Annotated in this window: 23 protein-coding genes and 1 pseudogene; 12 read left to right on the forward strand and 12 right to left on the reverse strand. The window is 68.5% G+C overall.

Annotated elements, in window-relative coordinates:
* Nucleotides 1-268: 268 nt before the first annotated feature.
* The 6 genes from MZV50_RS08070 to MZV50_RS08095 all read right to left on the reverse strand — a co-directional run bounded on the left by MZV50_RS08070 (nt 269) and on the right by MZV50_RS08095 (nt 5,089).
* On the reverse strand, nt 269-1,264 hold the full coding sequence (locus tag MZV50_RS08070) for a HEPN domain-containing protein (RefSeq protein WP_252633894.1): 996 nt from the start codon (nt 1,262-1,264) through the stop codon (nt 269-271).
* Nucleotides 1,265-1,950: 686 nt separating this feature from the next.
* Nucleotides 1,951-2,268, reverse strand: coding sequence for an ArsR/SmtB family transcription factor (locus tag MZV50_RS08075; RefSeq protein ID WP_252633895.1), 318 nt, complete (start codon nt 2,266-2,268; stop codon nt 1,951-1,953).
* A 79-nt stretch (nt 2,269-2,347) separates the two neighbouring features.
* Nucleotides 2,348-2,797, reverse strand: coding sequence for a PA2169 family four-helix-bundle protein (locus tag MZV50_RS08080; protein ID WP_252633896.1), 450 nt, complete (start codon nt 2,795-2,797; stop codon nt 2,348-2,350).
* A gap of 59 nt (nt 2,798-2,856) precedes the next feature.
* On the reverse strand, nt 2,857-3,807 hold the full coding sequence (gene trhO / locus MZV50_RS08085; protein ID WP_252633897.1) for an oxygen-dependent tRNA uridine(34) hydroxylase TrhO: 951 nt from the start codon (nt 3,805-3,807) through the stop codon (nt 2,857-2,859).
* A complete protein-coding gene (locus MZV50_RS08090; protein ID WP_252633898.1) occupies nt 3,800-4,240 on the reverse strand; it encodes a SufE family protein in 441 nt (146 codons plus the stop codon). The genes trhO and MZV50_RS08090 overlap by 8 nt, the downstream gene beginning before the upstream one ends.
* A gap of 54 nt (nt 4,241-4,294) precedes the next feature.
* Nucleotides 4,295-5,089: a sensor histidine kinase gene (locus tag MZV50_RS08095; RefSeq protein ID WP_252633899.1), complete on the reverse strand. Its 795-nt coding sequence runs from the start codon at nt 5,087-5,089 to the stop codon at nt 4,295-4,297.
* A 197-nt stretch (nt 5,090-5,286) separates the two neighbouring features.
* Between MZV50_RS08095 and divJ the strand changes: the two are divergent.
* Nucleotides 5,287-7,046, forward strand: a pseudogene (gene divJ / locus MZV50_RS08100) (cell cycle sensor histidine kinase DivJ).
* A gap of 11 nt (nt 7,047-7,057) precedes the next feature.
* Here the strand turns inward: divJ and MZV50_RS08105 are convergent.
* Nucleotides 7,058-7,948, reverse strand: coding sequence for a hypothetical protein (locus tag MZV50_RS08105; RefSeq protein WP_252633900.1), 891 nt, complete (start codon nt 7,946-7,948; stop codon nt 7,058-7,060).
* Between the two features lie 66 nt (nt 7,949-8,014).
* Between MZV50_RS08105 and MZV50_RS08110 the strand changes: the two genes are divergently transcribed.
* Together MZV50_RS08110 and MZV50_RS08115 are read left to right on the forward strand one after the other, a co-directional pair.
* Nucleotides 8,015-8,344 carry a DUF1491 family protein gene (locus MZV50_RS08110; protein WP_252633901.1) on the forward strand — a complete coding sequence of 110 codons (330 nt, stop codon included), beginning with the start codon at nt 8,015-8,017 and terminating at the stop codon, nt 8,342-8,344.
* A gap of 139 nt (nt 8,345-8,483) precedes the next feature.
* Nucleotides 8,484-8,864, forward strand: a complete 381-nt coding sequence (locus MZV50_RS08115; RefSeq protein ID WP_252633902.1) for a hypothetical protein — start codon at nt 8,484-8,486, stop codon at nt 8,862-8,864.
* A gap of 22 nt (nt 8,865-8,886) precedes the next feature.
* Here MZV50_RS08115 and MZV50_RS08120 read toward each other — a convergent pair whose 3' ends face one another.
* Nucleotides 8,887-9,024: a hypothetical protein gene (locus MZV50_RS08120; RefSeq protein WP_252633903.1), complete on the reverse strand. Its 138-nt coding sequence runs from the start codon at nt 9,022-9,024 to the stop codon at nt 8,887-8,889.
* Between the two features lie 262 nt (nt 9,025-9,286).
* Here MZV50_RS08120 and MZV50_RS08125 point away from each other — a divergent pair, with 262 nt between their 5' ends.
* The 4 genes from MZV50_RS08125 (at nt 9,287) to MZV50_RS08140 (ending at nt 15,368) form a co-directional block, all read left to right on the forward strand.
* Nucleotides 9,287-11,668 (forward strand): TonB-dependent receptor plug domain-containing protein, encoded by a 2,382-nt coding sequence (locus MZV50_RS08125; RefSeq protein WP_252633904.1) that lies wholly within the window; start codon nt 9,287-9,289, stop codon nt 11,666-11,668.
* A gap of 248 nt (nt 11,669-11,916) precedes the next feature.
* Complete coding sequence (locus MZV50_RS08130; protein WP_252633905.1) at nt 11,917-13,452, forward strand: tetratricopeptide repeat protein; 1,536 nt, start codon at nt 11,917-11,919, stop codon at nt 13,450-13,452.
* 9 nt (nt 13,453-13,461) lie between these two features.
* Nucleotides 13,462-15,060, forward strand: coding sequence for a peptide chain release factor 3 (locus MZV50_RS08135; protein WP_252633906.1), 1,599 nt, complete (start codon nt 13,462-13,464; stop codon nt 15,058-15,060).
* Nucleotides 15,061-15,140: 80 nt separating this feature from the next.
* Complete coding sequence (locus MZV50_RS08140) at nt 15,141-15,368, forward strand: DUF6289 family protein (RefSeq protein ID WP_252633907.1); 228 nt, start codon at nt 15,141-15,143, stop codon at nt 15,366-15,368.
* Nucleotides 15,369-15,401: 33 nt separating this feature from the next.
* On the opposite strand, the gene MZV50_RS08145 is transcribed toward MZV50_RS08140, so the two are convergent.
* Nucleotides 15,402-16,643 carry a pyridoxal phosphate-dependent aminotransferase gene (locus MZV50_RS08145; protein ID WP_252633908.1) on the reverse strand — a complete coding sequence of 414 codons (1,242 nt, stop codon included), beginning with the start codon at nt 16,641-16,643 and terminating at the stop codon, nt 15,402-15,404.
* A 171-nt stretch (nt 16,644-16,814) separates the two neighbouring features.
* On the opposite strand from MZV50_RS08145, the gene MZV50_RS08150 reads away from it, so the two are divergent.
* Complete coding sequence (locus MZV50_RS08150; RefSeq protein ID WP_252633909.1) at nt 16,815-17,195, forward strand: methylglyoxal synthase; 381 nt, start codon at nt 16,815-16,817, stop codon at nt 17,193-17,195.
* Here MZV50_RS08150 and MZV50_RS08155 read toward each other — a convergent pair whose 3' ends face one another.
* Nucleotides 17,196-17,675 (reverse strand): ribonuclease H, encoded by a 480-nt coding sequence (locus tag MZV50_RS08155; protein WP_252633910.1) that lies wholly within the window; start codon nt 17,673-17,675, stop codon nt 17,196-17,198.
* Between the two features lie 381 nt (nt 17,676-18,056).
* Here MZV50_RS08155 and MZV50_RS08160 point away from each other — a divergent pair, with 381 nt between their 5' ends.
* Both MZV50_RS08160 and MZV50_RS08165 read left to right on the forward strand, forming a co-directional pair.
* Nucleotides 18,057-19,436 (forward strand): hypothetical protein, encoded by a 1,380-nt coding sequence (locus tag MZV50_RS08160; protein ID WP_252633911.1) that lies wholly within the window; start codon nt 18,057-18,059, stop codon nt 19,434-19,436.
* A gap of 61 nt (nt 19,437-19,497) precedes the next feature.
* Nucleotides 19,498-19,800 (forward strand): energy transducer TonB, encoded by a 303-nt coding sequence (locus MZV50_RS08165; protein ID WP_252633912.1) that lies wholly within the window; start codon nt 19,498-19,500, stop codon nt 19,798-19,800.
* An 85-nt stretch (nt 19,801-19,885) separates the two neighbouring features.
* Here MZV50_RS08165 and MZV50_RS08170 read toward each other — a convergent pair whose 3' ends face one another.
* Together MZV50_RS08170 and MZV50_RS08175 are read right to left on the reverse strand one after the other, a co-directional pair.
* Nucleotides 19,886-21,418, reverse strand: coding sequence for a PAS domain-containing hybrid sensor histidine kinase/response regulator (locus MZV50_RS08170; protein WP_252633913.1), 1,533 nt, complete (start codon nt 21,416-21,418; stop codon nt 19,886-19,888).
* Nucleotides 21,419-21,437: 19 nt separating this feature from the next.
* The gene (locus MZV50_RS08175) at nt 21,438-22,244 is read right to left on the reverse strand and encodes an alpha/beta fold hydrolase (RefSeq protein WP_252633914.1); all 807 of its coding nucleotides are present in this window, start codon (nt 22,242-22,244) and stop codon (nt 21,438-21,440) included.
* 250 nt (nt 22,245-22,494) lie between these two features.
* Between MZV50_RS08175 and fliQ the strand changes: the two genes are divergently transcribed.
* Nucleotides 22,495-22,758 carry a flagellar biosynthesis protein FliQ gene (fliQ, locus tag MZV50_RS08180; protein WP_252633915.1) on the forward strand — a complete coding sequence of 88 codons (264 nt, stop codon included), beginning with the start codon at nt 22,495-22,497 and terminating at the stop codon, nt 22,756-22,758.
* A 22-nt stretch (nt 22,759-22,780) separates the two neighbouring features.
* A complete protein-coding gene (gene fliR / locus MZV50_RS08185) occupies nt 22,781-23,536 on the forward strand; it encodes a flagellar biosynthetic protein FliR (protein WP_252633916.1) in 756 nt (251 codons plus the stop codon).
* Nucleotides 23,537-23,538: the final 2 nt, after the last annotated feature.

Below are 23,538 nucleotides of genomic sequence, written 5' to 3' on the forward strand. Positions count from 1 at the left end.
GAGCGTATGCCTGGGCTCCGCCTCTCCCAAACTCTGAGAGAGGAATCTCCAACGTGAACAAGCAATCGGCCTCAGTGGGCCCGCCTTTCAGTGGCCGTTCCGGTCCTTCCCACCAATCTGTCAGCGACACCATTCGGCTGACGCTCGGCGAGCAGCCGGAGCCCACGAGCCCGCGAGCGCTAAGCGCGATCGGTCGGATCATTATTACGCCGGATGATCGATCCATCCGGACCGTCATCACTGGGCGACGGCTCATCACGACAGGCGCTTAGCTGGAGGCCGCGTCCCGCAGCGCCTCCAATCGGGCTTCGCAAAGCTCTTTGACCAGGCTTTGGAGCAGCGCGATGCGCGCCTGGATCCAGGCCAATTCCTCAGTGGTGATCTTGTAGTGCGGCGAGTAGCGCGCCTTGACATAAGCGGCGCGCAGCAGCTCGAAACAGCGCTTGTGGAACTTGGTGTCGGTTGGCCAGACCTCGGCTAGGCGTGGATCCAGCGGCTCGGCCAGGCCGCGCAGGCGCACGAGGTTGTGGGACTTGGGTGCGTAGAGGGTAACGACCAGGAGTAGGCAGTAGTAGAGGCGCTCAACAGTCTGATGCAGGAGAAATGCCGCCTCCTTACTCCAACCTCTGGCAACGTCCTCGTTGGCATTGGTGAAGAATCGCGCAGCGCTCTCCATCCATTCATCGTAGTATTCTCGGCTTTCCTTGAGAGCGGCCTCAGACGAAAGCGGTGCAGGCTCAACTAGGTTGCAACCCGCCGCCTCGAACAGCACGACCCCGTCGCGGACGATGTCGGTGAAGAAGTACCGCCCAAGCCGCAGTTGCTCGTTCACGTCTTCAAGGTCGTGGACGATGAAGTTGACTGGCGTGCGCAGCCGCTGACCGGCCGAAAGCTCGTCGAGCAGGCGCTTCTCGGCCCCTTCCCAGAACTCCAGCGGGTCGGCCAGCTTCTCTTGGTCGACGACGATCAGCAGATCGTAGTCCGAGAAGTAGCGCCCGACTGGATCTTCGACCCAGTCGCCGCGCGCGTACGATCCAAACAGAATGATCTTGAGGATCTTGCCTTGGCCGAGCGAGCCAGATCGTTTGGCCACCTCCTCGGCAAAGCTCTCCTGCAACACCTCGACCACGAAGGCGAGCTCGCGCTGCTTGCCGGCCGGCAAATGATCGGTGGTGTTGGCCATGTTCGCTGTCTCGCCCGCCGCCCGGCGCATGGCAAGCGCCTCCTCGGCGCGCGCGGCGCGGTGATGCTCAGGCTTGGCCATCAGTCACCCAACACGGCAGACGCAGTACGATGGTGAATCCTACACGTTCAGGTTGGAGGACGCTATCGCCATGGAGATGTTTGTTTGGCGCCTGCGCGACGCGCCACCCGCGATGCGCCGCAACCGCACGACGCTAGGGGCGCCTACCCGATCAGGCTCGCCCAGGGCGCGGGAGCCGGCGGCGATGTCGCCGGTCAGGAGGGGGATCGGGTTGGTGGCGAGGTCGCTTCCGACCACCTTGGCCTCGGGGACTGTTCCTGGAGCGCCCGCGCGATGGCGGCGGTCAGGCGGCGCGAGGCGGACGCATCGTCCAGGATGCTGGAGTCGAGATGGAGGATCTGCATGGCGTGTTCCCGGAAAAAGGATCGAACGAGGCCGGAGATAAACCCGAGGCTCCGGTCGGTGCTCGAGGACTCCGACCTGGCGCTGCGGAATGTCGGCGGCAGCAAGCAACTGCTGATGGGGCAGCGGGCGCCGCTTGCGTGCGAGCAGGCTTTGGCGGCCGCAGCCTGAACCCGAAGATCGAGGCGATACATCCCACGATGATGAAGAACAGGACGATGCCCGCCAGTTCTTCGAACGTCACAAATCCCATCGGCGCCTCCAGCCTCGATAGGGCAGTCGGGCGCCGGGAGACACATTGTCCTAGGTCAAATCGCGCCGGGCGGCGCGGCCTCGGGCGCTCTTCAGATGTCCGCCAGCTGCGCCAGATACGCGTTCAGCACGTCGCGCTGCAGCACCAGGAAGGCGAACTTGCCCTGGCGACAGATGCGGATCAGGCCCGCGGTCTCCAGCTCCTTCATGTGGTGCGAGAAGGTGGCGGCGGTGACCGGCAGCAGCTGGGCGACCGCGCCGCAGGGCGTGGGCTCGCTCTCGGCGCCGATCTCCTTGAGGATCTGGCGCCGACGCGGGTCGGCCAGGGCCTTGGCGATCAGGTTCACCTGCCGCTCGCCCAGAACGACCTTGTCGGCGATGGGGCGCGTCGCGTCTTCCATGTCCCTCATATGCGTTGGGCGACGCCGCAACGCAAACGGGCGGGACATTTCGATCCCGCCCACTTGGCGATGCATCTGGGCGTTCGGCCTAGTGCTTCAGCATGTGCTTGATGTCGCGCATCTGGTCATGGCCGGACTTCACCGAGGTCCAGGCCTTCTCGATCACGGCGCGGGTCTGGGCGTCGACGTCGGTGTCCTGCAGAGCCTTTTCGTACTTGGCCTTGATGTGATCCTCGCCGGCCTCGACCTCGCTGACGACGGCTTCGTCACCCTTGGTCACGGCGTCCTTCAGGTTCAGGAACGCGCGGTGGGCGGCGGCCAGGATGGTGCCGTCGTCCTTGGGGTCACCGCCCAGGCGCCGGACTTCGTCCTGCAGCTCCGAGGCGATCGAGCGGCGCTCCTGGGCGCGGCGCTCGAACAGGTCCTTGTAGCGCGAGTTGTCGGCGTCCTTGGCGGCCTCGGCATAGCCGTCGGCGCTGTCGATGGTGGTCTCGACCAGGCCGTTGATGAGCTTGATGTGATCTTCGTTCGTGTGCATCGGGCGGCTCCTCGTTCAGGGAAGGGGAGCCGGGTCAACGCGGCGCGCGCTGGAAGAGTTCAGCTTGACCTTGCCGGGAATTTGGCGCCCACATGGTCGATGCCCAGGGTCTCGCAATGTAGGGCCTGACGGTGACGCTCGGCAGCGCGGGCCTTCTGGTTGTCACTGCGCCGGTCGTGGCAGGCGGGGCACGAGACGCCCTTGACATACAGCGGCGAGGCCTGGGCTTCTGGGCCGACCGGCATGCGGCAGCCCCGGCACAGGGCGTGGGTTCCCGGCGCTAGGCCGTGGCCGACCGCGACGCGTTCGTCGAACACGAAGCACTCGCCGCGCCACAGGCTTTCCGGTTCGGGGACCTGCTCCAGATAGTCGAGGATCCCGCCCCTCAGGTGGAAAACGTCTTCGATCCCCTCGGCCTTGAGGAAGGCGGTCGACTTCTCGCAGCGGATGCCGCCGGTGCAGTACATGGCGACCTTGAGCGGCGCGGCGTTGGGACCGCGCTGGGCTTCCAGGCCCTGGCGGTAGTCCCGGAACCAGGCGGGGAATTCCGAGAAGCTGGCGGTCTTGGGATCGACCGCGCCCTCGAACTGGCCGACCGCGACCTCGTAGTCGTTGCGCGTGTCGATCACCACGACGTCGGGATCGGCGATCAGGGCGTTCCAGTCGGCGGGCGCGACATAGGTCCCCGCATCGGTAGGATCCAGGTCGGGCTCGCCCAGGGTGACGATCTCCTGCTTCAGGCGGACCTTCATCCGGTAGAACGGCATGCGCTCGGCCCAGGCGGTCTTGGGCGCCAGATCGGCGCAGCCGGGCAGGGCGCGGATATGGTCCAGCACCGCCTCGATGGCGGCGTCCTCGCCAGCGATGGTGCCGTTGATCCCCTCGCGGGCCAGCAGCAGGGTGCCCTTGACCCCCAGCCCGCAGCACAGCGCCGCCAGCGGGCCCTGGATCGCCGCCGGGTCGTCGAACCGCGTGAAGCGATACAGCGCGGCGACGCGATAGCTAGCCAAGGGCGGGGTTTCCGAGCGCGTTTTTGGCGTCGTGCTGGATGCGGGCGACCATCGACTTCAGGCCGTTCGAGCGCTGCGAGGACAGGGCGCCGGACAGGCCTAGCCGGTCCATGGCCTGCTTGGCGTCGAAGGCGACGATGTCGGCAGGGGCGCGCCCCGAATAGAGGCGCAGCATGATCGCCACCAGGCCGCTGACGATGTGGGCGTCGCTGTCGCCGCGGAATTTCAGCGTCCCGTCAGCCTGGGGCTCGGTGACCAGCCACACCTGGCTGGCGCAGCCGCGCACCTTGTTCTCCTCCGAGCGCTCGGCGTCGGTGAGGGGCTCCAGGTCCTTGCCCAGCTCGATCACGTAGCGATAGCGCTCCTCCCAGTCGCCGAGGAGCTCGAACTCGTCGGCGAGGTCGTTCAGGGCGGTGTCGATCGCGTTGGTCATGGCGGGCAATTAGGGGGCTCGCCGGTCCAAGGCAAGCGCGAGCCCCGATACGTGTCAGCCCACGGGCAGGATCAACCGCGCCAGGAAGCCCGCGCCCAGGCTGGACGACAGCTTCAGCTGGCCGCCCATGGCCCGTGACAGCAGGTCGACGATCGGCAGGCCTAGACCGACGCCTTCGTTCTTTCGGGTGAGGGGCGAGCCGCCCTGTTCGAACGGCTGCAGCAGGCGCGGCAATTCAGCGCTCTCGACGCCGGGACCCTGGTCGCGGACCGTGATCTCGATCTCGCCGCCGATCTTGACGGCGGCGATGTGCACGACTCCCCCGGCGGGCGAGTGGGTGACGGCGTTCTGCACCAGGTTTATCAGCATGGTCCGCAGGCCCCGGCCGTCGGCCAGGACGGTGGGCAGAGCGCCTTGCCCGATCACATGGACGATCACGTCGCGACGCGCGATCTCCGCGCGCAGGCTCTCGATCACGTCCTCGATCGCCTCGTCCAGCCGCTCGGGCGTCATCTTGATGTCGGTGACGTGGCCTTCCAGGCGGGCCAGTTCGACGACCTGGTTGACCAGCTTCAGCAGCTTGACGCCGCTGTCGTGGACGATCGTCGCGTATTCCTTGTACTGCGGCGCGCCCAGCGGACCGTACAGCTCCTGCGACAGGATCTCGGAAAAGCCGATCACGGCGTTGAGCGGAGTGCGTAGCTCGTGGCTGACCATGCGCAGGAACGACCGCTTGCGATCGTCCAGGGCCAAGCGTCGACGCTCCTCGGCGGCCGCCCGACGGTCGGTCGGGGTGGGATCCGCGAGGGCGGAGGCGAGCGAAGCGTCCAGGGACGCCGGTTCTGGCATGGTGAGCTCCCGGACCTTCTGTCCGTGACGACTTGAGCCCGAGACTATCGTCGACGGCGCTTACGATTCCGTTTCCGTCCACAGCGAGTCCACGAAAGAAAGGTCGCTTGGCGATTGTACAGCCTTGGAGGCAGCGGTCACTCCGCGTTAAGGTTTGACGACGGCGAACCTGTCCGCCGGGCTAGAAGTCGACCGCTTTGGAATTCGAGACGTCGCCAGACCCGATCAAACGCCAAGCCGCTCACGCGGCGGGGTTCGATCCCGCGCACGCGTGGCGCCTGGGCTGGCTGGGGGCCATCGCCCTGGCGGCGGCCGCGGCCTTCTTCACCAGCGCCGGCGGCTGGCCCATCTGGACGGCCCTGGGCGCGGGGGCGTTTCCGGCCTTGGTGGCTTTGATCTTCGCGCGGGGCGGCGAGCGCACCCAATCGCTGCTGCTGGTCCTCTGGGCCGTGGGCGGCGCGCTGGCGGCGGTGCTGACCGGCGGCGTCTCCGGCGCCATGGCGGCCTGGTGCCTGGCGCCCGTGGCGGCGGCCTCGATCATGGACCAGCCCAAGCGCTTGGCCGAGGGCGCGGCCCTGGCCCTGATCGGCGGTTGCGTCGCGGCGCTCACCCAGCTTTCGGGCCTTGCCCCGCCGGAGCCGACCGGCCCGCTGGCCTTCGTGCTGGGCTTCCTGGCGCTCGTCACCACCGGACTGGGCCTGGCCGCGGGCCTGCTGATCGGCCGCCGTCGGCAAGGCGCGCGCGACGACCGGCACACGTCCGAGATCATCGGGCTGGAAACCCTGCTGGATGGCCTGCCGCTTCTGGCGATCGCCATCCGCGGGCAAGGACAGGTGACCACGACACGCGGCGCGGCGCCCTGGGCGTAGCCGCCGCCGACCTCATCGAGCGCGGCCTGACCGCCGCGGCCGCGCCGGGCGACCGCCAGCGCCTGACCGGCGCCATCGCCGTGGCCCATCGCGAGGGCGCGGCCAGCCTGACCTTCGCCCCGGCCCTGGGCGTCGAGCGCGTCGTGGCCCTGGACCTGGTCCGGGTCGCCCCGAACCAGCTGGTCGGCGTGCTGCGCGACATCACCGGCGACCGCAACCGCGAGGTCGCCCTGGACCAGGCTCGCGCCGACGCTGAGGCCCTGGCCGCCGGCCGCGCCCGCTTCCTGGCCAATATGAGCCACGAGCTGCGCACCCCGCTGAACGCGATCATGGGCTTCTCGGACATCATGCGGGGCCGCATGTTCGGCCCGCTCAGCGACCGCTACGGCGAGTACGCCGAGCTGATCCACGAGAGCGGCCGGCACCTGCTGGACCTGATCAACGACGTGCTGGACATGTCCAAGATCGAGGCCGAGCGCTTCGAGCTGCAGCGCGGGGTGTTCGACGCCCGCGAGGCGGTGCAGGCGGCCATGCGCCTGCTGCGCGTCCAGGCCGACGGCGCCAACGTCCAGCTGCGGGGCGTGCTGCCGCCGGGCGAGCTGGAAGTCGACGCCGACCGCCGGGCCCTGAAGCAGATCGTGCTGAACCTGGTCTCCAACGCCCTGAAGTTCACCCCGCGCGGCGGCCAGGTGACGGTCACGGCTCACGGTTATGACGGGGTGCTGGAGATCATCGTCGCCGACACCGGCGTCGGCATCAGCCCCGAGGACCTGGAGCGTCTGGGCCGTCCGTATGAACAAGCCGGCGGCGTCGAGCAGCGCGCCCGGGGCACCGGCCTTGGGCTGTCGCTGGTGCGCGCCTTCGCCAAGTTGCATGGCGGCGAGATGACGATCGAAAGCCGCCTGGGCGCGGGCACCAGCGTGTCCGTGCGCTTGCCGGTGCTGCTGGCCCCGCTACGCTCGGTGACGCTGGAGGCCATGCCTCAGCCCGCCCCGGCCGCCGACACGGCGGCCCAAGACGAGGGCGAGGACGAGCCCAAGCCGCCCGCTAGCCTGGGCGACAACGTCATCGCCTTCGCGCCGCGCTAGGCGTTGGGGTCCTAGCGCAGGAAGGCGCGCCCGGCGGCGAAGTCGCCGACCTCGACATAGGCTTTGCGGGTGACCTCGTCGCCCCGGCCGGCGAAGGCGAACTCGACCGTCACCGCCTCGCGCGGGTCCAACTGGGCGATCGCGTCGGCCGCCGCCGTCGGGAAGCGGAAGGCCAGACCCGTCTTGGCGCCGGTCGGCAGCAGGGTCAGGGGAGATTCCTCGCGGGTCTCGGCGTTGAAGACGATGCTGGCGTTGCGCGGCGCGACCTTGCCGGAGAGGTTGCGGCCGGCGCCGGGCGCGAAGTAGGGGCCCAGCGTGCGGCTGACGTCGCGGACGATGATCCGGGCGGTGTAGGGGCGCGGGCCGTTGTTGAAGGTCGCCACGGCCGTCACCGCCTTGGCGCGGCCGGCCAGGCCGAACATCAAGCGATCGCCGCCGAAGCTGGCGGGTTGCGACAGACGCCAGACGGGGATGGTCGCCGAGACCGAACGCTCGGCCTTCCATGACGCGACATCGCCCGGATAGGTCATGCTCAGCATCTGCGCATAGCCGTCGAACGCGGCCTTCACGCGGCTGGCGGCCAGGGTCAGGTCCTTGGAATCGCAGGCCGCACCGGCGGCCTTGGCGCGGGCGCGCTGCTCCAGCGCCGTGACCTGCAGTTCGCTGGCGCCCGAGCGCAGGGTCGCGCCGCGCGCCTGGGCGCGGGAGGCGTCGAGGGCGGCCGAGACGGTGGGGGAAAACAGCCGGCAGCGACCATCGGCCGCCGTCATCAGCGTGCGTTCGTAGAGCTGGTCGGCGGCGCTGGCGGCCAGCAGCGCCGTGGGGGCGGCCATGGCGGCCAACCCGATCGACACCCCGATCCATCGCGCCCCGCGACCTTTCTGGTCGTTGTCAGGCGTCATTTTCTCGTATGCTTCGAGACTTGAGGGGCAAACCGTAAGGCCCCGGGGTTTCGGTTCGGTTAGCGGATGCTTCTTTCGACGGATATCTGGGTGGGCGCGTTGATCCGCCGCGCCGAGCTGGGCGGCGCCTTCGCCATGGTGGCCCGCAAGGGCGACGCGCGGGCGGGGGCGGTGCTGGTCAAGGTGGTCGACCGCCGGGCCGGCACGGCGCGGCTCTACAGCGAGGCCACGCGCGGCGACGGCGAGCGCTTCTGGATGCAGCCGGTCCGCTCCGAGTTCGAACCGGACCTGGACGCCTATGCCGAGCGCGCCGCCCGGATCGACCCGGACGTCTGGGTCGTCGAGATCGAGGACCGGGACGGGCGCCACTTCCTGACCGAGCCCGTGGAAGCGTGAACAGCCGGGGCGTGCAACTGTGGACAACGCGACTCTAGAGCGGCGTTAACCCTGCTCCTAAACTCGCTCTAAAGCGTGTTCGACCCAGAATGGGCAGGCCTTTCCAACCCCGCCCAGAGCTACGCGCCCAGTCATCGCCATGCTTTTCCTTATGAACGACATCATCCTGAACTTCGACCCGGCCGAGCTGGCGCCGCCGATCACGCGTGAGCGTTTTCAGGCGTTGTCGCTCAACTATGTCGGGGAGCTGGGCAAGGAGCTGTTCGCGGAAGAGCCGCTCTTGCACCACAAGGATCAAGAGAGGGCCCAGCGCCTGGCGGCCCTAATCGTGGCCAAGGCGCCGGAGGTCAACGCGGCGCTGTTCATCGCGCCGGGACGGGGCTGCCGCACGGAAGATGTCCAGGTGCGCTATGCCCAGCTGAGCATCGAGATCATGGCCGCGCTGCTGCAGCGCCAGAATGCCGGCGCTCTCACCAACCTCGAAGCCGATCGTCAGGTCTGGCGGCGCCTGGCCGCCTAGAGCCCGCCGAACGCGCTTTGGTCTAGAACCGGACCAGCGTGAACAGCCAGCTCAGCGTCACGGCCAGGACGACCAGTCCGGCCAGGGTGACACCGACGCACAATGCGCTGCCAGCGGGATGTTGCCGGTCGTGACCGCGGTGATGGTCAAGCAGGGCCATCGTTCGATTTCCTCCATCCACCCGGCGATCTGACGTCGTCGGTGCGTGACAACGGAAGCATGACTCCAAACCCATCCTTCGAATAGGGGCTTTTTGTCGCTTCCTTGGGCGAAACCGACGACCGGAGGTCAGGGTTGCGCCTATCGTTTCGGCGAACGCCATTCCAAGCCTTCATCGAGCCGACATCGGTTCGTCGCCTGAACGACAAGACCCGTCGTTACGCCGCGCTGAAAACCAACAGTGCAGGTTCACGATGAAGCTTATGTCCACGGTCGCCTGGGGCGCGCTCGCCCTAGCGCTTTCCACCCCGGTCCAGGCCCGGCAAATCACCGCCGAAGGGGCCGCGACCGAGGTCGACACCGTCGTCGTCACCGGCACCCGTCGCGTCGATCGCACGGCGTTCGAGTCGGCCGCGCCGGTCGACGTCGTCAGCGCCGAGGCCCTGAAGAACACCGTCTCGGACGAGATCATGGACAAGCTGGCGGCCACGACGCCGTCGTTCAACGTCCAGCGCCTGCCGGCCGCTGACGGCCAGGCCTTCGTGCGCCCGGCCACCTTGCGCGGCCTCTCGCCCGACCAGACCCTGGTGCTGGTCAACGGCAAGCGCCGCCACCGCTCGGCGGTGCTGGGCGGTCGTGGCCAGCAGGGCGTCGACCTGGCGTCGCTGGGGACTAGCGGCATCGAGCGGATCGAGGTGCTGCGCGACGGCGCCTCGGCCCAGTACGGCTCGGACGCCATCGCCGGCGTCATCAACATCATCCTCTCGGACAAGACCGGCTTCGAGGGTTACAGCCAGTTCGGCCGCTACTACGCCGGCGACGGCGACAAGACCGAGATCGGCGGGCGCTATGGCCTGGCGATCGGCCAGGGCGGCAGTCTGGTCGGCGCGATCGACTACACCAACGCCGAGGCCACCTCGCGCACTCGCCAGCGCCCTGACGCCGTCGCCTTCCAGACCGCCAACCCGACCATCAAGGTCCCCAACCCCGTCCAGCGCTGGGGCCAGCCGGATCGCGAAGTGTGGCGCGGCTCGCTGAACCTGATCCTGCCGGTCGGCGACACCACCGAGGCCTACGCCTTCGCCACCTATAGCGACATGCACGGCGTCACCGACTTCAACTGGCGCAACCCCTCGACCGACACCTCGTACCGCACCAGCCCGGTCTTTCCGGGTTGGTCGCTGAACCAGATCTATCCGGCGGGCTTCTCGCCCAAGTTCGGCCAGGACGAGACCAACGCCTCGATCAACGGCGGGCTGCGCGGCGAGGCCATGGGCTGGTCGTGGGACGCCTCGGCCGGCTGGGGCAAGGACAAGGTCGACTACTTCCTGAACAACAGCATCAACGCCTCGTTCGGCCCGCAGTCGCCGACCAGCTTCGACGCCGGTTCGCTGATCCAGAAGGAAGCGACCCTGAACCTGGACGCCTCGCGGCCGCTGGCCTGGTCGTTTCTGGCCAAGCCCGCGAACCTGGCCCTGGGCCTGGAAGCCCGCAAGGAGACTTACGAGATCGAGGCGGGCGACCGTTATTCGTGGGACGTCGGCCCCGGCGCGCCCGCCGGCCTGCCCAGCGGCTCGAACGGCTTCCCGGGATACGCGCCCAGCCAGGCCGGGTCGTGGGACCAGACCAGCTACGCCGCCTATGTCGATCTGGACCTGCCGATCACCGACAAGTTCGGCGCCGACGTCGCCGTCCGTCACGAGGACTTCTCGGAGTTTGGCCAGACCACCGACGGCAAGATCGCCGCGCGCTACGAGTTCACGCCGAACTTCGCTATCCGCGGCGCGGTCTCGACCGGCTTCCGCGCCCCGACCGCCGGCCAGATCAACAACACCCGCACCTCGCAGGGCCTGAACACCACGACCCTGCTGCTGTTCACCTCAGGCCGCCTGTCGCCGATCAATCCGATCTCGGTCGCCCTGGGTGGCAAGCCGTTGGAGCCGGAAGAGTCCAAGAACCTGTCGCTGGGCTTCGTCTTCCGCCGGGGCGGCTTCACGGGTTCGGTCGACTACTATCGCATCGAGGTCGACAACCGCTTCGCCGTGTCGCCGAACTTCACGGTCACCCCTGCTCTGCGCGCCCAATTGGTGGCGGCCGGCGTGCCCGGCGCCGACAGCCTGACGACTGTCAGCTATTTCACCAATTCGTTCGACACCCGCACCCAGGGCGTCGACGCCGTCGCTTCGTGGCGCGGTGCGCTGTGGGGCGGACGCGCGGGCGCGACGGCGGCTTGGAACTGGAACGACACCAAGGTCACCCGCTCGAAGCTGACCGAGGTCTCCAAGCTGGCCCGCGTCAACCTCGAGGACGGCCTGCCGCAGAACGCCGCGAACGTGTCGTTCGACTACGCACGGGGAATCTTCAGCGGCATGGTCCGCGCCCGCTGGTCGGGCGAATGGACGGACGCCCAGGCCAACGGGACGGCCGACCTGATCCAGACCTTCGGCGGCCGCACCCTGGTCGATCTGTCGGTCAGCGCCCAGGTCACCGACGCGATCAAGCTGACGGTCGGGGCAGAGAACCTGTTCGACACCTATCCGACCGAGGCGACGTTCCAGGCCTCGCGCGGCCTGATCTATTCGCGCAACGCCCCCTACGACACCGACGGCGGTCTCTGGTACGCGCGGGTTTCGGCGAAGTTCTAGAACCGCTCGGTTCCGCCGCGCTGGCCTTGGGGTCCAGCGCGGCGCGGCCTTGCGCGGTGGCCGTGCGCCTGGCTATGCTCAATTAGAAATTGCAGTGGGAACGACGGTGAAGGTGTGGGCCGGGGCGGCGTCGGCCGCCATGATCGGCGTCGCCTGGGCCTCAACGGCCAGCGCCGAACCGAGGCGGCCCAGGCGATGCTGAAGGCGATACCAGCCGAAAAGCCGGCGGAGGACAAGAAGGGATGACCATGCGTGGATCGATGTCGCGGCGGAGATTCGCGACCGGCGTCGCCCTGGCTCCGCTCGTCCTTTCCGGCCCGGCTCGGGCTGAGGCCCAGGCGACCGGCGACTGGCTGCACACGCAGACCCCGTCCTTTGCTCTGTACGGCCGGATCGGCGAGAAGGCCCTCGTCGAGCTGGCGCGCGATCTGGAGGATTTCGCGGGGCTGCTGCGCGCCCTGCACGGCGTGGATGATCAGGCCGATGTCCGGCCGCTGCCGATCTACGTCACGCCGCGCCAGATCGATCTGCGGCGGGTGCAGCCGGACCTCAAGGCCAATGTCTCCGGCTTCTACAACGCCTCGATCGGCGACATCTTCGCCATCATCACCGTGGAGAGCGGCGCCGAGCGGGGACGCCAGGTGCTGTTCCACGAATACACCCATCACTTCATGAAGCAGCACGCGCCGGCCGCCTACGCCTCGTGGCTGGTCGAGGGCTATGCCGAATACTTCATGACGGCTCGGTTCAAGCCGGACGTCGTGGAACTGGGCGTCACCAGTCCTCGGATCGCCTGGCTGCGCGGCGCGGTCTGGTCACCGTTCGACGAGATCCTGGGGCGGCGGGCCTTGACCGGCCGCCGGTCGGACATCACCGCCTTCTACGCCCAGTCGTGGCTGCTGACCCACTACATGATGTCGGATCCGCAGCGACTGGCGCGCCTGACGCGCTACGCTGAGGCGGTGGCGAAGGGCGGGGATCCCGTCGCGTTGATGCCCGAGGCGGCCGGCGTCCCGTTCGACGACCTCGAACGGGTGCTCAAGCGGTACATGGCCGCCTTGCCGGGGCGACGCCTGCCGCGTCCGCCCGCTACGGCGCTGCCGCTGACGGTCACCCGGCTGCCGGCGTCGGCCGACGACCTGCTGCTGGAAAACCAGCGGCTGAAGATGGGCGTACCGTCCGCCGAGCGGCCCGAGGCGCTGGCCATGATCCGCCAGCGCGCCGCCCGCTATCCCGGCGATCGGCTGGCTGAGATGACCTTGGCGCGGGCCGAGAACGATTTCGGCGATCGCGCCAAGGCCCAGGCCCTGCTCAAGCATCGGATCGAGGCCGATCCGCGCGACGTCGAGGCGCTTCAGACCCTGGGCTGGTCCTGCATGTTGCAGGCGAACGCCGAGCGCGCCCGCGCCCCGGCGCTGCTGAACGAGGCGCGCGACTGGTTCGGTAAGGGCTTCGCCGTCGATCCGAACAACCCCCTGCTGCTCTACGACTACGCGATCAGCCGGCGTGGCGAGCCGGGCTATCCCAACGACAACGCGGTCAACGTGCTGCTGCGCGCCCAGCAACTGGCGCCGCAGGTGGCGCGGTTCCGCCTCGCCGCCGCCGACGCCCTGATGCGCCGAGACCGCTTCGACGAGGCCGCCGCCCTGGTCGAACCGGTGTTCAACGATCCCCACGCCGGCCCTCAGGCCGCCGAGGCCAAGCAGCGGTTCGAGGAGGCGATCGCTCGACGACGGCCGGCCCAAGCCGTCGAGGAAGGTGACAAGGAGGCTCCGGAGCGGTAGTTCCGCGCCATGAGCTCTTCCCCCGCCGCTGAAGCCGCCCGTCGGCGCACCTTCGCCATCATCAGCCACCCCGACGCCGGCAAGACGACCCTGACGGAAAACCTGCTGCTGGCCGGCGGGGCGATCCGGGCGGCCGGGGCCGTGCGGGCGCGCGGCCAGGCGCGGCGAACCCAGTCGGACTGGATGAAGATCGAGCGCGAGCGCGGCATCTCGGTCAGCGCCTCGGTCATGACGTTCGACCACGACGGCCTGATGTTCAACCTGCTGGACACCCCGGGCCACGAAGACTTCTCGGAAGACACCTATCGCACCCTGACGGCCGCCGACGCCGCGGTCATGGTGCTGGACGCCGCCAAGGGCATCGAGCCCCAGACCCTTAAGCTGTTCGAGGTTTGCCGCCTGCGCGACATCCCGATCATCACCTTCATCAACAAAATGGACCGCGAGGCCCAGGACCCGTTCGAGCTGCTGGACGAGGTCTCGTCCAAGCTGGCCCTGGATCCGGCCCCGCTGTACTGGCCGGCTGGCTCGGGCGGGCGGTTCAAGGGCATGCTGGACCTGCGCAACGACAGGTTCATCCCCTACGCCAAGAAGAGTTCGACCGACGAGGAAGGCCATCCCGACCCGATCGCGTTCAAGGGCAATGCGGTGGTCCAGTACCTGGACCCCGACGAGAAGGCCGAGCTGGAAGACAACGCCATGCTGGTCACCGAGGCCGGCAAGCCGTTCGACGTCCAGAGCTTCCTGGAAGGCCACATGACGCCGGTGTTCTTCGGCTCGGCGCTACGTCACTTCGGCGTCAACGAGCTGCTGGGCGGCATCGGCGCCTATGCTCCGCCGCCCAAGCCGGCGGCGGCGACCAAGGCCGGCGCTGAGACCCATGTCGCGCCGGGCGACGCCGAGGTGTCGGGCTTCGTCTTCAAGGTCCAGGCGAACATGGACCCCAACCACCGCGACCGGATCGCCTTCCTGCGCCTGACCAGCGGCCGCTTCACGCGCGGCATGAAGCTGAAGGCCCAGAACACCGGCAAGGCCATGAGCGTCAACGCGCCGATCATGTTCTTCGCCAGCGACCGCGAACTGGCCGAGGACGCCTTCGCCGGCGACGTGATCGGCATCCCCAACCACGGCGTGCTGCGGGTGGGCGACAGCCTGTCCGAAAGCGGGACGCTGCGCTTCGCCGGTCTGCCCAACTTCGCGCCGGAAATCCTGCGCCGGGTGCGGGTTAAGGATCCGCTGAAGGCCAAGCACCTGAAGAAGGCGCTGGAAGGTCTGGCCGAGGAGGGCGTCACCCAGCTGTTCCGCCCGATGATCGGCAGCGACTTCATCGTCGGCGCCGTCGGCCAGCTGCAGTTCGAGGTCATGGCCGACCGCCTGGCCAACGAATACCAGCTGGACGTGATCTTCGAGAACAGCCCTTACGCCGAGGCCCGCTGGCTGGGCGGCGACCGGGCCGACGTCGAGGACTTCGTCGGCAAGCACCGGTCGGCCATGGGCCAGGACATCGACGAGCAGCCGGTGTTCCTGGGCAAGTCGTCCTGGGAGATCGGCTATGTCGCTGAACGCTATCCCAAGGTGCGCTTCGAGCGGACCAAGGAACGGGCTTAGCCTAGGCGCGTATTCCTGCTTTTATTTTCCCAAGGTTGTGTCAGCCTTCCTGCGTCAATCGAGCAGCAGGAGAAGGCGTCATGAAGCGTTTCGTCACCAAGGGGGCGGTCATCGCCCTGCTGTCCGCCCTGGCGGTCGGCGGTCCAGCCGCGTCGCGCGCTTTCGACCAGGAGATCCTGGTCCAGTACTATGCCAACGAGGCCAAGACGATCCAGGTCGGCGAGAGCTATCACGGCTGCGATGGCACGAGCTACGGCTGGGGCTCGCGCACTACGATCATGGACCGCTACGTCACGCCCTGTCCCTGAGCGTGACGCGCGCTGGCGGATAAGGGGCCTGGACTACAGCGCCGCGAAGCCGTCCAGCTGGGCCAGCTGCCTGTGGTCTTCGAAGGCCATGGGGGGGCTGTCCATGACCTGCTTGAACGCCACCTTGAACTTGGCCATCTCCTCGGGGGTGCCGACCGAGACGCGGACGGCGTTGGGCCAGATCGGCCAGGTGCGCCCGATCAGGACGTTCTTGGCCTTCATCGCCGCGAACACCGCCTTGCCGTTGCGGCCGGTGTCGATCATGAAGCAGTTGGTCTGCGGATCGCCGATGACCTTGTAGTTGTTGGCCTTCAGCCAGGCCAGGGTGTCGCGACGGGTGTCGCCGATCAGCTTGCGGCGCTCCGGCACGAGGGCGGCGTCCTCCAGCGAGGCGCGGGCGGCGGCCGAGCCGGTGATCGGCATGGCGTTCTGGCCGAACGGGGCCAGCTTGGCCAGAAGGTCCGGCCTGGCGACAGCGAAGCCGCAGCGAATGCCGGCCATGCCGTAGATCTTCGAGAAGGTGCGCAGGACGATCAGGTCCTTGCCGGCCGCCACCAGGTCCAGGGTGTCCTGAGCGTCGGTCAGGTGGATATAGGCCTCGTCGACCAGCAGGATCGAACCGGCCGGCTTGTTCTCCAGCGCCCAGACGATGTCCTGCTTGGTGGTCAGGGTGCCGGTCGGGTTGTTCGGGTTGCAGATGTAGATGACGCCGGCCTGCGGGTCGGCCTTGACCATCGCCTTGACGTCGTGGGCGCAGTCGGCGCTGAGCGGCACCTTGACGATCTTGGCCTGGCTGGTCTTGGCCGCGAACATGCCCGCCTCGTAGGACGGATCGGCGGTGACGAAGCTGCGCGTCGGCGAGGTGAAGGCCAGGACGCTGTAGTGCAGGGGCTCGGACGAGCCGGCGTACACGGCGACGTTTTCCAGCTTCAGGCCGTTCTGGGCCGCGAAGGTCCGGGCCAGCAGATCGGTCTCGCCGTTCAGGTCGTAGCGGCCGCCGAGGGGCGCCACGCGGGCGATGGCGTCGCAGGCCGCCTTGCTAGGGCCCAGCGGGTTTTCGTTGGCGTTGATCAGCGTCATGCCGGGTGGCGGGGCGTTCGGGCTCTGGCCGTGCAGGGCCATACCGGAGGGCGGGGCCGCCGGAGCCGCGCTTTGGGCCGCGGCGTGCGCCAGCTGGGCTTCGGTCAGGATCGGCGCGGCGGCGGCGATGAAGGCCGCGCCTCGCAGGAAGGATCGGCGTCCCAGCGCCGGTTCGTCGGACATTCGCGTGGTCATGGTGGTTCTCCCCGTCGCCGCACCGGCGGCTCAGGACGAACCTTCCGCGCCGTGCGCGCAAGGGCGAGCGCGATGGAAAACGCGCCATGCTCAAGTCGCGTGCAGCGCGGCGCTTGCCATCGGCGTGCGGGCGCGAAATGAGTGCGACCTCCAAAGGTCCCGGAGTCGCCCATGCCCGCCCCCCTCGCCATCGGCCTCGTGGCTCACGACGACAAGAAAGCCGCCCTGGTCGACTGGGCCTTGGCCCATGCGGACTTCCTGAAGGACAAGGCGCTGTTCGCCACCGGCACCACCGGCGGCCGGATCCTGGAGGCGATGCCGCTACTCAATCTGGTGCGGCTAAAGAGCGGGCCGCTGGGCGGCGACCAGCAGCTGGGCGCGATGATCGCCGAGGGGCGGCTGGACGTGCTGATCTTCTTCGTCGACCCGCTGTCGCCCCAGCCGCACGACGTCGACGTCAAGGCGCTGATCCGCCTGGCGACCCTGGCCGACATTCCGTTCGCCTGCAATCCGGCGACGGCCGACCTGATCGTGGCCTGCCGTCCGGCCTGATCAGCCCGGGAACTTCATCAGGTTCGGCTTGGGGATCGCGGCCTTGAAGCTGCCCCGCGACTTGGACGTATCCAGCCCGAATTCGGCCCAGGCGTTGAGAAACCCGGTCGGCGCGTCGGCGGGGGCGGCGGGAACCAGTTCCAGAACGGGACGGGCCGCGACGGCGGCGCGGGCGGCGGCCCAGGCCTCGGGCTCGGCGCTGGCGTAGTCGCCGTCCGAGGCCACCAGCTGGCCGGCGAGATCGGGATCCAGGAACCGCAGGGTCACCGCCGCATCGGCGGCCACGTCGGAGAGCGCGTCCAGCGCCTCGGCCAGGGCCGACAGGCTCATCCTGGCGCTGCTGGCTCGGCGCTCGCCGCCGGCCGCGCCCCTGATCGCGGCGGCTCCGGTCTCGCCGTCGGTTCGCCGCACCCAAGCCCAGCCGCCATAGCCCGGATCGGGACGGCAGAGGCTGGCGATCCAGACGGTGACGGCGGCCATGAGAAAGCTCCGGAATCGACGATGGTCAGCGTTTTCTAGACCGTTTTTCAGGAATGAGGGGAGGGCGTCCGTGAACGAAAGGTAAACTTTGGCTTAAAACTTAGGGTTAACGTCATTTTTAGTTCGGTGAACAAAGTTCTAAGATTTTAGCCCTTCAGGCACTCAGACCTGTATTCGTCGCAGCAAGAAGTGTGCCATTTCACTACGTGTTCAACCATTTTGGCTGGAATTGGGGTACAGGTATAAAAATATGGAAAATATCTATGGTTAACGCGCCGTAAACACCTCTTAACCACTTGTTAAGTGTGCTGGCTCCGGTTTTGCTGATGACGCGTTGAACCTCCGTTGGGCTGTCCCGACGTGGGACGATCCGCAGGCGGAGTGCGCGAAGCGATGTTCGAATTCGGACGGGATCTGAAGCGGTTGTTCGGCGTCGAGGCCGAAGGCGGTTTCAAGGGGGCCTGGCGTGAGGGCCTGACCGGCGGCGACACCTCGCTGCTGGAGCTGCTGGACATTCGTCTGCTGACCAACGAGGCCCGCTCGGCCGACGTGGTCGCCGGCCGGATCGGCGCCAAGGATCGCGGCGCGCGCCTTCTGGAGGCCGCCGTGGTCTGGCGGGAGATGGCCCGCCGCAGCGGCGACGCCGCCGCGCTGCGCAAGGGCGCCGTCCAGGCCGAGGCCGCCGTGAAGCTCTTCGAGACCGAGCGCCGTCATGACGCCCTGGCCGCCGCCCGTTGCGAGCAGGCGGTGCTGGCCGTGCTAGGCGCGGACCTGTTCGGCGACGAGGGCCTGGTGGCCGCCGCCACCGCAACCCTGGCCCGCACGCCCGCCAACCAACGCACGGCCCTGTGCGGCGCCCTGGCCGCCGGCCTAGAGGGGCGCGCGGCGCTGGCGGAAAACGATGTCGACCGGGCCTTGGCCGCGGTCCAGGCCTATGACGCGCCGCTGCGCGCCCTGGCCGCCGCCAAGCGCGTGAAGGGCGGCGCCGCCCGCCTGCAGCTGGCCGACCAGCGCGGCGCGCGGATCGAGCTGATCCTGGCCTGCGCCGAGCGCCTGAAGGACCGCGCCCTGGCGCAACTGGCCGTGTCGGAGGCCAAGAGCGCCGCCGGCGTGCTGGATCCCGATTTCGAACCGCTGGCCTGGGCCCGCCTGGAGGGCCTGCGCGGCTCGGCCCTGGCGCTGCTGGGCGAGCTGGACGGCGAGCTGTCGCTGCTCGCCGACGGTGTCGAGGCGCTGAGCGCGGCCGTCGACGTCCTGGCGGTCGACCACAGCCCGATGGACTGGGCGCGGCTGCACGCCGCCATGGGCTCGGCCCTGCAGGCGGTGGGCGAGGCCTCGACCAGCGAACGCGCCTTCGAACAGGCCGTCTCGGCCTATGACCGCGCCACCCAGATCCTGAAGATCCAGCCGGCCCTGGCCCTGCGCGCCGTGGTCGCCAACAACCGGGCCCTGTGCCTGGCGCGCTGCGCCGAGCTGACCGCCGACCTGGCGGTGCTGGACGCCGCCGAGCTGTCGTTCAAGGCCGAGCTGGCCGCCGCGCCGGGCGCCCGCGACCCGGCCAGCTGGGCCGTGGCCCAGATGAACCTGGCCCGTCTTTACGAGGCCCGGGTCGAGATCACCGGCCGCGACGATGGCCGCCTGGCCCGCGCCGGGGCGGCCCTGGCCTGCGCCTTCGACGTCTTTTCCGAGCTGGGTTTGCGCTCGCTCACGGACTTGGCGGCACAAGGCCTGCAACGTCTGAAGCAGGCCCAGGCCGCCTGATCCGAAACGGGACAGGTGGCCAAGAGGCCAGCCGATAAAAGACAAAGTAAGGGATGAACTCGTGATCGCTTCGCTCGTTTTCGCCGCCGCCGTCGTGACCAGCGCCGCTCCGGCCAAGGCCCCGTCGGACATGCTGACTCCCGTCTCCGAGCCGCGCGTCGCCGTCGCCCTGCTGAACTGCCTGGTCAAGCGGGACGGTCACCTGACCGCCTGCACCGTCCAGCAGGAGAGCCCGAACGACCTGGGCGTCGGCCAGGCCGCCCTGTCGATGGCCTCGCAATTCCAAGTCGATCTGCTGGGCCCCGACGGCAAGAGCCGCGAAGGCTCGTACATCCAGGTGCCGGTCAGCATCCGCATTCGCTAGAGCGGAAGCACCCTTGGGTTCGATCTGGGCCCCGGCTTTCGCCGGGGAAATCGGATTTGGGGTCGCTCGAAGTTCAATGTTGGCCCTAGCCGGCGGCGAGGGCCGTCTGGATGCCTTCGAATAAGCCGCTGGCCGAGATCGGCTTGGCGATATGGATGTCGGCGCCGGCCGCGATCGCTTCGGCGCGATGATGGTCCATCGCATTGGCGCTCAGCACCGCGATCGGCGTCCTGGGCCGGTCCGGCCGCCGCGCCTCCTCGGCCCGCATGGCGCGGATCGCGGTCAGCCCGTCCATGACCGGCATCTGCATGTCCATGAGGACGAGGTCGAAGTCCGAGGCGCGCCAGGCGTCCAGCCCTTCGGCGCCGTTGTTGGCCATGGCCAGGTCGACGTCCGCCTCCGCCAGGATCATGCTGACGACCCGCTGGTTGGTCTCGTTGTCCTCGACCAGCAGAATCCGCAGCGGTCGCTCCATCTCCGCGGCCTCGACCGGGGCGGCCTCGGGCGTCTCGGTGATGGCCTCGAGCGGCGCGCGCACCGTGAAGGCGCTGCCTTGGCCAGGTGTCGAGGTCGCCTCGATCGCGCCGCCCATCAGATCGACCAGGGCCTTGCAGATCGACAGCCCCAGGCCGACGCCGCCGAACCGGCGACTGATCCCCGCGTCCGCCTGCTGGAAAGGCTGAAACAGCGCCTCGGCGTCCGCCGGATCGAAGCCGATGCCGGTGTCCTCCACGGTCATCACCAGAACGGCGCTGTCCATCGTGTCCTCGACGGCGACCAGGACCCGCACCGTTCCGCGCTCGGTGAACTTGATGGCGTTGGAAGTCAGGTTGTTGAGGATCTGCTTGAGCCGGACGGCGTCGCCGAGGAACCGGTGTTCCAGCCCGGCTCCCCGGACCTCCTCGAACGCCAGGCCCTTGGCGTGCGCCGAGAGCCGGGCAAGGTCCAGGACGCCGCCCAGGTCGTCGATGGGCCTGAACGGGCGAAGATGCAGCGCGAGGGCGGCGGCCTCGACCCTGGAAATCTCCAGGATGTCGCCGACGAGCCGCTCCAACGTCACGGCCGACGATTCGATCAGGGCGACCATCTCGCGCTGCTCGGGCGTCATGTCGGTGCGCTGCAAGGCCCCGACCACGCCCACCACGCCGTTCAGCGGCGTGCGGATCTCGTGGCTGACATTGGCCAGGAAGTCGGCCTTGACGCGCTGGGCCGCCTGGGCCTCCTGCCGCGCCTTGGGCGCCTCGGCCTCGTAGGCGCGCTTGGCGACCGCGCGCAGGATCGACATGTGCACCAGGCCGGGGCCGCCGTCGGCGTCGCGTTCCTGCATCGCGTTCATCATCACCGGCACGCGCGCGCCGTCGGGGCGGGCGATGTCCAGCGCGATCTCCTCGACCCGCCCGCCGAGCGCCAGTTGGGCCTGCAATCGTCCCTGGACATAGATGCGGCTGGCCACGGTCAGCAGGGCAAGGAGGGACGGCGGATCCGACGACCCCTCCGCGCCCACGCCGGCCAGCTCCCAGAAATAGGGGTTGGCCGACAGGACGGTCAGTTCCCGGTCCAGGGTCAGCAGGCCGCAGGGCGCTTGTTCGTAGAGCCGGCCTAGCGCGTCGAGCGGCATGGAGCGCATCGCCGGAGCCTCAGCTGGCCGTGGTCGGGCTGGCCTGGGTCTCCAGGAAGTCTCGCATCGCGGCGACCACCGCCGCGGGCGACGTCAGGTGCGGGCTGTGGCCGGTGGCCTTCAGGATCACGCGACGACTGCCGCCGATCGCCGCTTGCACGAACGCGCCGACCTGGGCCGGGGCCAGGGTGTCGTCGCTGCATTCGATCAGCAGGGTGGGGGTCGTGACTTGGCCGCAGTCGGCGCGATGATCCGACAGGAAGGTGGCCCGCGCGAAATCCCCGGCGATGACAGGGTCGACCCGGCACACGCTCTCGCGCCATTCCGATTGCCAGGCGGCGTCGTCGACCACCGCCGGGGCGATGGCCGCGGACCAGTCCAGCTGGTTCTTCTCCAGCAGGTCGAGCAGTTCCTCCAGATCCCGCATGTCGAAGCCGCCGACATAGTCGCCGTCGTTGGCGAAGCGGGGCGAGGCGCCGATCAGCACGAGGCCAGCGAACAGATCGGGCCGACGCGCGGCGGCCAGGACGCCGATCATCGCGCTGACGGAATGCCCGACGAACACGACGTTCCGGAGGTTCAGGGTCTCGCAGATCTCCAGAACGTCGTCGGCATAGCCGCCCAGGCCGGCGTATTTCTCGGGATCATAGGCGCTGGCGTCCGAACCGCCCGCGCCGATGTGGTCGAACAGGACCACCCGGGTACCGTCGAAATGGGGAGCCACAAGCCGCCACATGGTCTGATCGCACCCAAGGCCATGGGCGAACAGCAGGGTTTGTTCGCCTTCGCCGTGGAGGGTGACGTTGTTCCGGCGCAGCACATCCATCGGCGAGGCCTTCGAGCGGTTGCAACGGACGCGGATGCCGTCACCCACTTGAGGTGGTAGTGCGACAGGCGGGGGGAGACAAGGGACGCACGCCCCCGGGCGTCTCCGAATCGGGGCCCGCGACCCACCGTCGCGCCTCGCGTTTCAGGCGTCCCAAAGGGCAACTCCTAACGCCCTGTTAACCATATTTCGCCCATCTTCCAGCCTCGAATCCAAGCGGCCAGTACGGCCGATTCCCACGAGGCTTTGCATGACGGGCGCCGAGGTTCTTGATGTCGGCCGCGACGCGATCTGGCTGACGCTTCAGCTCTGCGCGCCCTGCCTGATCGTCGGCCTGGTGGTCGGCGTCGCCATCGGTCTGTTCCAGGCCCTGACCCAGATCCAGGAACAGACCCTGGTCTACGCCCCCAAGATCGTCGCCATCTTCGTCTCGCTGCTGATCTTCCTGCCGATGATGGGCGCGCTGATGAGCGGCTTCATGCGCCAGATCGCCGCCCGCATCGCGGGCATGTAGGCGGAAAGGGCAGGGGCCACCCGTGAACTCATTCGCCACGGCGTTTCAGGTCTATGTCGCCGCCCTCGTGTTCTCGCGGGTGGGCGCCATGGTCATGACCATGCCGGGCATCGGCGACCAGTCGGTGCCGCCGCGCATCCGCCTGTCGTTCGCCCTGCTGATGGCCCTGCTGTTGGGCCCGCTGGTGGCCAACACCGTGCCGCCGATCCCCAGCACCCTGGGCGGCCTGATCGGGGCGGTGATCCACGAGATCCTGATCGGCCTGATGATCGGCTCGGTGCTGCGCCTGTTCATGATCTCGCTGACCACGGCCGGCGAAATCATCTCGATGCAGACGACCCTCAGCTTCGCCCAGAGCGTGAACCCCTCGATGCAGGGCTCGAGCACGGCGGTGGCCACCTTCCTGTCGATGCTGGGCCTGACCCTGATCATGGCCACGGGCCTGCATCACCTGTTCATCGGCGCGATCGTCAAGTCCTACACCCTGTTCCCGTTCACCCGCCCCGTGCCGATCAACGACGCCGTCACCCTGGCGGTGCGGACCGTGGCGCAGTCGTTCACCCTGGGCGTCCAGCTGGCCGCGCCGGTGATCGTGTTCTCGCTGGTCTTCAACCTCGCCACGGGCCTGGTCGGCCGGGTCATGCCCGCCTTCCAGATCTTCTTCGTGGCCTCGCCGCTCAGCGTGATCCTGGGCCTGTCCCTGCTGGCGCTGTCGCTGGGCGGCATCGCCATGGTCTGGACCGACCGCTACCGCGAACTCCTGAACGTGTTCAGCTAGGG

The sequence above is a fragment of the Caulobacter segnis genome (assembly GCF_023935105.1).
Taxonomy (GTDB): Bacteria; Pseudomonadota; Alphaproteobacteria; order Caulobacterales; family Caulobacteraceae; genus Caulobacter; species Caulobacter segnis_B.

What these genes read in the sequence shown, in the direction of transcription:
- MZV50_RS08135 (WP_252633906.1), top strand. Translation starts at nt 13,462, where the DNA reads ATGAGCTCTTCCCCCGCCGCTGAAGCCGCCCGTCGGCGCACCTTCGCC.
- MZV50_RS08150 (WP_252633909.1), top strand. Translation starts at nt 16,815, where the DNA reads ATGCCCGCCCCCCTCGCCATCGGCCTCGTGGCTCACGACGACAAGAAA.
- MZV50_RS08110 (WP_252633901.1), top strand. Translation starts at nt 8,015, where the DNA reads ATGCTTCTTTCGACGGATATCTGGGTGGGCGCGTTGATCCGCCGCGCC.
- fliQ (WP_252633915.1), top strand. Translation starts at nt 22,495, where the DNA reads ATGACGGGCGCCGAGGTTCTTGATGTCGGCCGCGACGCGATCTGGCTG.
- MZV50_RS08090 (WP_252633898.1), bottom strand. Translation starts at nt 4,240, where the DNA reads ATGACCAACGCGATCGACACCGCCCTGAACGACCTCGCCGACGAGTTC.
- MZV50_RS08120 (WP_252633903.1), bottom strand. Translation starts at nt 9,024, where the DNA reads ATGGCCCTGCTTGACCATCACCGCGGTCACGACCGGCAACATCCCGCT.
- MZV50_RS08170 (WP_252633913.1), bottom strand. Translation starts at nt 21,418, where the DNA reads ATGCCGCTCGACGCGCTAGGCCGGCTCTACGAACAAGCGCCCTGCGGC.
- MZV50_RS08130 (WP_252633905.1), top strand. Translation starts at nt 11,917, where the DNA reads ATGCGTGGATCGATGTCGCGGCGGAGATTCGCGACCGGCGTCGCCCTG.
- MZV50_RS08115 (WP_252633902.1), top strand. Translation starts at nt 8,484, where the DNA reads ATGCTTTTCCTTATGAACGACATCATCCTGAACTTCGACCCGGCCGAG.
- MZV50_RS08105 (WP_252633900.1), bottom strand. Translation starts at nt 7,948, where the DNA reads ATGACGCCTGACAACGACCAGAAAGGTCGCGGGGCGCGATGGATCGGG.
- MZV50_RS08145 (WP_252633908.1), bottom strand. Translation starts at nt 16,643, where the DNA reads ATGACCACGCGAATGTCCGACGAACCGGCGCTGGGACGCCGATCCTTC.
- MZV50_RS08095 (WP_252633899.1), bottom strand. Translation starts at nt 5,089, where the DNA reads ATGCCAGAACCGGCGTCCCTGGACGCTTCGCTCGCCTCCGCCCTCGCG.
- MZV50_RS08080 (WP_252633896.1), bottom strand. Translation starts at nt 2,797, where the DNA reads ATGCACACGAACGAAGATCACATCAAGCTCATCAACGGCCTGGTCGAG.
- MZV50_RS08075 (WP_252633895.1), bottom strand. Translation starts at nt 2,268, where the DNA reads ATGAGGGACATGGAAGACGCGACGCGCCCCATCGCCGACAAGGTCGTT.
- MZV50_RS08140 (WP_252633907.1), top strand. Translation starts at nt 15,141, where the DNA reads ATGAAGCGTTTCGTCACCAAGGGGGCGGTCATCGCCCTGCTGTCCGCC.
- MZV50_RS08175 (WP_252633914.1), bottom strand. Translation starts at nt 22,244, where the DNA reads ATGGATGTGCTGCGCCGGAACAACGTCACCCTCCACGGCGAAGGCGAA.
- MZV50_RS08070 (WP_252633894.1), bottom strand. Translation starts at nt 1,264, where the DNA reads ATGGCCAAGCCTGAGCATCACCGCGCCGCGCGCGCCGAGGAGGCGCTT.
- MZV50_RS08155 (WP_252633910.1), bottom strand. Translation starts at nt 17,675, where the DNA reads ATGGCCGCCGTCACCGTCTGGATCGCCAGCCTCTGCCGTCCCGATCCG.
- MZV50_RS08125 (WP_252633904.1), top strand. Translation starts at nt 9,287, where the DNA reads ATGTCCACGGTCGCCTGGGGCGCGCTCGCCCTAGCGCTTTCCACCCCG.